7 protein-coding genes are annotated in these 6,038 nt (G+C 55.3%); all 7 read left to right on the forward strand.

Annotation, left to right across the window (positions count from 1 at the left end; genetic code table 11):
* Positions 1-117: 117 nt before the first annotated feature.
* From casA to cas2e, 7 genes are read left to right on the forward strand one after another with little or no spacing between them, the layout of a single operon-like run.
* Entirely contained in the window at positions 118-1,683 is a 1,566-nt protein-coding gene (casA, locus tag BUE21_RS12440) for a type I-E CRISPR-associated protein Cse1/CasA (RefSeq protein ID WP_073356979.1), read from the forward strand.
* Positions 1,680-2,258 carry a type I-E CRISPR-associated protein Cse2/CasB gene (casB, locus tag BUE21_RS12445; RefSeq protein ID WP_234971152.1) on the forward strand — a complete coding sequence of 193 codons (579 nt, stop codon included), beginning with the start codon at positions 1,680-1,682 and terminating at the stop codon, positions 2,256-2,258. Before casA ends, casB begins: the two co-directional genes overlap by 4 nt.
* A gap of 12 nt (positions 2,259-2,270) precedes the next feature.
* Positions 2,271-3,404, forward strand: a complete 1,134-nt coding sequence (gene cas7e / locus BUE21_RS12450; protein WP_073356981.1) for a type I-E CRISPR-associated protein Cas7/Cse4/CasC — start codon at positions 2,271-2,273, stop codon at positions 3,402-3,404.
* 3 nt (positions 3,405-3,407) lie between these two features.
* Positions 3,408-4,100, forward strand: coding sequence for a type I-E CRISPR-associated protein Cas5/CasD (cas5e, locus tag BUE21_RS12455; protein WP_073356987.1), 693 nt, complete (start codon positions 3,408-3,410; stop codon positions 4,098-4,100).
* Positions 4,075-4,689, forward strand: a complete 615-nt coding sequence (gene cas6e, locus BUE21_RS12460; protein WP_073356982.1) for a type I-E CRISPR-associated protein Cas6/Cse3/CasE — start codon at positions 4,075-4,077, stop codon at positions 4,687-4,689. The genes cas5e and cas6e overlap by 26 nt, the downstream gene beginning before the upstream one ends.
* Before the next feature lie 45 nt (positions 4,690-4,734).
* The gene (cas1e, locus tag BUE21_RS12465) at positions 4,735-5,622 is read left to right on the forward strand and encodes a type I-E CRISPR-associated endonuclease Cas1e (RefSeq protein ID WP_073356988.1); all 888 of its coding nucleotides are present in this window, start codon (positions 4,735-4,737) and stop codon (positions 5,620-5,622) included.
* 12 nt (positions 5,623-5,634) lie between these two features.
* Entirely contained in the window at positions 5,635-5,934 is a 300-nt protein-coding gene (cas2e, locus tag BUE21_RS12470) for a type I-E CRISPR-associated endoribonuclease Cas2e (protein WP_073356983.1), read from the forward strand.
* Positions 5,935-6,038: the final 104 nt, after the last annotated feature.

Here is a 6,038-nt window from a genome sequence, read left to right on the forward strand (position 1 = left end):
ACCGGGTCATCCCTGTTGCCGGGGACTGGGACGAATAGTAGCAGAAAAATTTTCATAGACCATCTAACCTTTGATTAGTGTATGCTCTGGCTAATCAAAACAGTCGGAGAGGAAGTCATGAGCTACACATTCAATCTGCTGGACGAACCCTGGCTACCGGTGCGACTGGCCAATGGCCAGGTCGTTGAACTTGGATTACTGGATGTATTCACCCGCAGTGGCGAGATTGTGGCCTTGGCCGAAACAGCACCACCTAATTTGGTGGCGCAATATCGCTTGCTGCTGGCAATAGTCCACCGCGCTTTGACTTTGAAATTTGGGCAGTGGAAAACGAAAGATCGTGCCCGCTGGTATCGGGATGGTTTGCCAGTCGCTGCCATCCACGCCTATCTGGAACAGTGGCGTGAACGCTTCTGGCTGTTCCACCCGCAATATCCGTTCATGCAGGTAGCAGCCTTGGGAACGGCTGAAGAAACCCGTGATAAATGCAAGCCCTGGACGCAGATTTCATTGGCGAGTGCCAGTGGGAACACGCCGGTAGTGTTCGACCATTCTTATGATGAAAAGCCAACTCCGATTAAGCCTAATCAAGCTATTGGAGCTTTACTTGGATTTTTACAGTTTGCTCCTCCAGGACTGATTCAAATTTTAAAAACTTCAGATAATGCGGGGGCTTTGGCTAATACCGCTGCTGTGATTCCTATAGGCCAGACACTGGCGCAAACTTTAGTGTTGGCCTTGCACCCTGCATCCTCGCGCAATGCAGAGCACGATCTGCCTGCCTGGGAGCGCGAACCATTGACTTTGGCTCAATTGCGTGGTGCCCCCGTATTGGCCACTGGAGCCAATGACCGCTACACTCGCCAAAGCCGTGCGGTGCTGTTTTTGCCAGATGAAGACGGCAGCATCCGCTGGCTGCGTTTTGCGGCAGGTTGGGCTTTGGGAGAAGACCCCAATGCCCCCGACCCAATGGCGAGTTTTCGCGCGGGCAGTGATGGTCCTGTACGACTTACCTTCAGGGGCGGGCGTGCCCTGTGGCGCGATCTGCCTGCGCTGGTTCCCAACCCTGGCAAGCAAAGCTTGCCGCCTGCTGTCTTGAGCCATGCCATAGATCTGCATCAAAAAATCAGTGATGACAGGATTTACCAACCACTGTTGGTGTCTGGTTTGACCAGTAGATTTGGACGTCCTGCGGTGATTGAACGCTGGCGTGCCGAACAGATCAGCCTGCCAGTCTCACTGCTGGAAGATGCCGACCGTGCGGCTTACCTGCGCATTATGGTGGAGCGTGCCGAAACCCTTTTCAAGGACATGAGCGGCCTTGCCATCAGCATGCTGGCCGCATCCATGCCAGAGCCGAACCATAAAGACACACGCAGCCGTGCCCGCAGTGTGCTGGAGGCCGGGCCATTGACTTCCAGTTATTTCACTGCTGCCGAACAAACGCTGCCAGAGATATTGTTGCAACTGGCAGAAGGACATTTTGAAGAAGCCGATCGATGCTGGAACACCGCTTTGCGTCGCAGTGCCCGGCTGACCTGGGAGCGCGTGACGCAGGGCTTGGGTTATTCTGCCCGTGCCTTGCGAGCCGATGCCAAATTTCTGCCGCGTTTTTATGGCTTGCTGAACAAGCAGGTTCCTGAAACCCATACTGCCATTCTCGAAAAGGAGACCGCCGAGTGAGCGATTCATCCCTAAAAGACGATCACGCCAAAGCATTTGTCGAATATCTGATGACCTTGCGAGAGCGTGACCGTGGCGCATTGGCGGCACTACGCCACAGCCTGGCGTTTGAACCGGGAGCCTATCCCAAGGCATTCCCGTATGTGGAACGATTTGCTGGAGCGGCCACCCACGAGCGCGATGCCCGGCGGCTGGCCCTGTATGCCGTGGCAGGGCTTTTTGCACGCCATCCCGAAACCGCCGCGCAGACTTTTGCGGCGGCTTTCGGGCAACTGGCCAGAAAACGCAAAGCAGGCAGCGAGAAAGAGTACAGCACCAGCATCGAAAACCGCTTTGTCGCGTTGCTGGGAGCCGATGCCGAAAATATTTTCGACTATCTGCGTCAGGCCATCAGCTTGCTGGCCGCCGATGACATCGGCCTGAATTACGTTCAGTTGCTGGCTGATCTATCCCAGTGGATGAATCCCAACGCCTATACAGACCGTCTGCGCCAACGCTGGGCGCGTGATTTTTATCGTGCAGCACAAGCCGAAGTAGAAACCCAAGCCAAACCTGATACCGCCAACGCTTCCTAAAGGAAAGTGACCATGAGCCTGTTCCTCGAATTCCATCTGATCCAGAATTTCGCACCTTCCAACCTCAATCGTGACGATACCGGCGCACCCAAAGACGCAATCTTTGGCGGGCAACGCCGTGCACGTGTCAGCAGCCAATGCCTGAAACGCTCCATTCGCCTGACAGCCGCAGAACATGATTTGCTACCTCAGGAGAATCGCGGCATTCGCACCAAGAAACTCAAAACTTTGTTGCTTGAAAAATTGAGCGACCGTGACCCGCAAGAGGCCGCAGGAAAAATCGAAGTCGCCTTGGCGGCAGCGGGTTTAAAGCTCAAGGATGATGGCAAAACCGAGTACCTGCTGTTTCTGGGAGAGAGTGAAGTAGCGGCCTTTGCTGCACTGATCCAGCAGCACTGGGATGCTCTGGTAGTGAGTGCCGATAAAAAAAGCAAAAAGGACAGCAAGGCTGCTCTGCCTTCAGACATCGTCAGACAAGCCAAAACCTTGCTTGATGGCGGCAAGGCAGTGGATGTGGCCTTGTTTGGACGCATGTTGGCCGATCTTCCGGCGGTCAATCAATATGCTGCCTGCCAGGTTGCCCATGCCATCAGCACCCACCGGGTGGAGCGTGAATTTGATTACTTCACTGCGGTCGATGATCGCGCTGATCCTGACGAGCCAAGTACAGCACATATCCAGCATACAGAGTTTAATTCCGCCACGCTTTATCGCTATGCCGTCCTTGACGTAAATAAGCTGCGCAGCAATCTTCAAGATGACCAGGAACTGGCTCTGTCTGCCGTGGCAGCATTTACCGAAGCTCTGGTACGAGCGATACCCACCGGCAAACAAAACAGTTTTGCCGCGCACAATGCACCGGAATTCATCGGCGTGAGCCTGCGCCATGCCACACCACTGAGCCTGGCCAATGCCTTTGAGAAACCTGTTGCTCCCCGTGCCGACAAAGCCTTGACCCAACAATCGGTGGAACGTCTTGCCGCTTATGACGACAAATTGGGTGCAGTCTATGCCGATGCCAACGACCAATGGCTGTTTCTCGACCTGACCGAACACTGGCCAGACGGCAAGGGCGAGCGCGCCAGAAGTCTGCCCGAACTGGTGCAGAAAGTGCGTGCCCTGATCGACAGCAAGCTGGGGGAGTAACGCATGGCCACATTACTGCTGCGCCTGCAAGGCCCGATGCAGGCATGGGGCACGACCAGTCGCTTCGATGAACGTGATACCCAACTGGAGCCATCCAAGTCCGGGGTGCTGGGCTTGGTGTGCGCCGCTTTGGGACGTGACCGAAGCGAACCAGTGCAGGATTTAGCCGATTTGCGCATGGGCGTTCGAGTGGACCGTGAAGGTGTACCCATGCGGGATTACCAAACAATTGGGGGAGATCGTGACCTGGAAAAACAAAGAAAATCTATTCGTACAGCTACTGGGGGCTTCAGAAGTGATCCTGTCGTCAGCCCTCGCTTCTATTTATCCGATGCGGTATTTCTGGTTGGTCTGGAAGGTGAAAGCGGATTGTTGAAGTGCATCCATACTGCCTTGCGCCAACCATTCTGGCCGCTGGCACTGGGACGCAAGAGCTTTGTCCCTTCAGCTCCGGTGTACCTGCCTGATGCGCTAGTCGATGCCCCGTTGCAACAGGCACTGGTGCAGTGGCCTTTGCTGATAGAAGCCCAAGCATCACAGCGTGTGCGCACCCTGCTGGAAGACAAATCCGAAGGTGCCATTCGGCTCGATCAGCCCGTCGCACCGTTTGCCGAACGCCGGTTTGGCCCACGTTTTGTGAAATCCAGCTTTTTAACCGTGGGAGGCGAGCATGTATCTGACCCGGCTGTGGCTTGATTCACGCAACGCTCAGGCACGGCGTGATCTGGGCAACCCCTATGACATGCACCGCACATTGGTACGCGCATTTGTGGCCGATGAACAGCAAACCCCGCCGCGTTTTCTGTGGCGGCTGGAGCCTCAAATAAGCTGGAGCACCCCGCCGGTGCTGCTGGTGCAATCTGAACAAGCCGCAGATTGGAGCCATTTGCAGGCATTGCCCAACTACTTGAAGAGGCTTCCAGAAAGCAAGAATTGGGTACTGGACAACTGGCTTGCACCAGAACAGCGATACCGGTTCAGGTTGTTCGCCAACCCCACCGTCACCCGTGAAGGAAAACGCTACGGACTGGCAGTGGAAGAAGCGCAATTGGCATGGCTTGCCAGACAGGGCGAGCGGCATGGCTTTGCTGTGGAAACTGCAATCGTCACGGCCAGTGACATCCTCAAGCCCCGCAAGGGGCAAACCAGTATGAGCCTGCAACGCGCTTGTTACGAAGGCATTCTGCAAGCAACGGATACAACCCGTTTGCACACTGCTGTGCAGGCTGGTATTGGCCCTGGAAAAGCCTTTGGTTGTGGTTTGTTGAGTCTGGCTCGTGTGTAAACGTCGAGGGTACTATTGATGCTCCCATCCATCAAACCCCTGCCCATGAAAGACCGTATCTCAATGGTCTTCATCCAGTATGGCCAGATCGACGTGCAAGATGGTGCATTCGTCGTTATCGACCAGAACGGCGTGCGCATGCACATCCCGGTCGGCTCTGTTGCCTGCATCATGCTGGAGCCGGGTACGCGCGTTTCGCATGCGGCGGTGCATCTGGCCTCCACCGTGGGCACCTTGCTGGTGTGGGTGGGTGAGTCGGGTGTGCGGTTGTATGCCAGTGGCCAGCCGGGCGGGGCGCGGGCGGATCGTTTGCTGTACCAAGCTAAATTGGCTCTGGATGATGACTTGCGTTTGAAGGTGGTACGCAAGATGTACGAGTTCCGCTTTGGCGAACCTGCCCCACAACGCCGCAGCGTGGAGCAACTGCGCGGCATCGAAGGCGTGCGCGTGCGCGAAACCTACAAAATGCTGGCACAGCAATACAAGGTCAATTGGCGTGCCCGCAACTACGATCGCAGCCAATGGGACGCTGCCGACATACCCAACCGCTGCCTGTCTGCCGCCACCTCCTGCCTGTATGGCATCACGGAGGCTGCCGTGCTGGCTGCCGGATACGCACCAGCCGTGGGTTTTATCCACACCGGAAAACCCTTGTCATTCGTTTATGACATTGCGGATTTATTCAAGTTTGAGACGGTCGTCCCACTGGCATTCCGCATTGCCGCGAAGTCACCACAGCAGCCCGAGCGAGAAGTGCGGTTGAGCTGCCGCGATCTGTTTCGCAGTAGCAAGCTACTGGGTCGAATCATTCCGACTATCGAAGAGATATTGGCCGCAGGCGAAATCAAGCCCCCAGAAGCACCGCCAGAATCCGTTCTACCGGCTATTCCAAATGCAGAAACCATTGGGGATGCCGGACATCGCACCCAATGACTGGAACTGTGTATGAGCTTTCTGGTTGTAGTGACTGAAAACGTACCACCACGCTTGCGAGGGCGCATGGCCATCTGGCTGCTCGAGGTACGCGCCGGAGTGTACATAGGCGATGTATCCCGCCGCACCAGGGAAATGATCTGGGAACAGCTCAAAGAAGGCCATGAAGACGGAAATGTGGTCATGGCCTGGGCCAGCAACCATGAATCAGGCTACGAATTTCAGACGCTGGGACCCAATCGCCGCTTACCTGTGGAGTTTGACGGACTTCATCTAGTGGCTTTTCATCCTATCGAAAAGCCTGCTCTTTAACAATTAAAAATTTCGGTAGAATTTATGCTTTCTAATTTTTGTTGATAAATCAATAAAATGTAGAAAGTCTGTTCCCCGCGTCAGCGGGGATGAACCGCACAGCG

It is taken from the genome of Lampropedia hyalina DSM 16112 (assembly GCF_900129055.1).
Lineage (GTDB): Bacteria > Pseudomonadota > Gammaproteobacteria > Burkholderiales > Burkholderiaceae_C > Lampropedia > Lampropedia hyalina.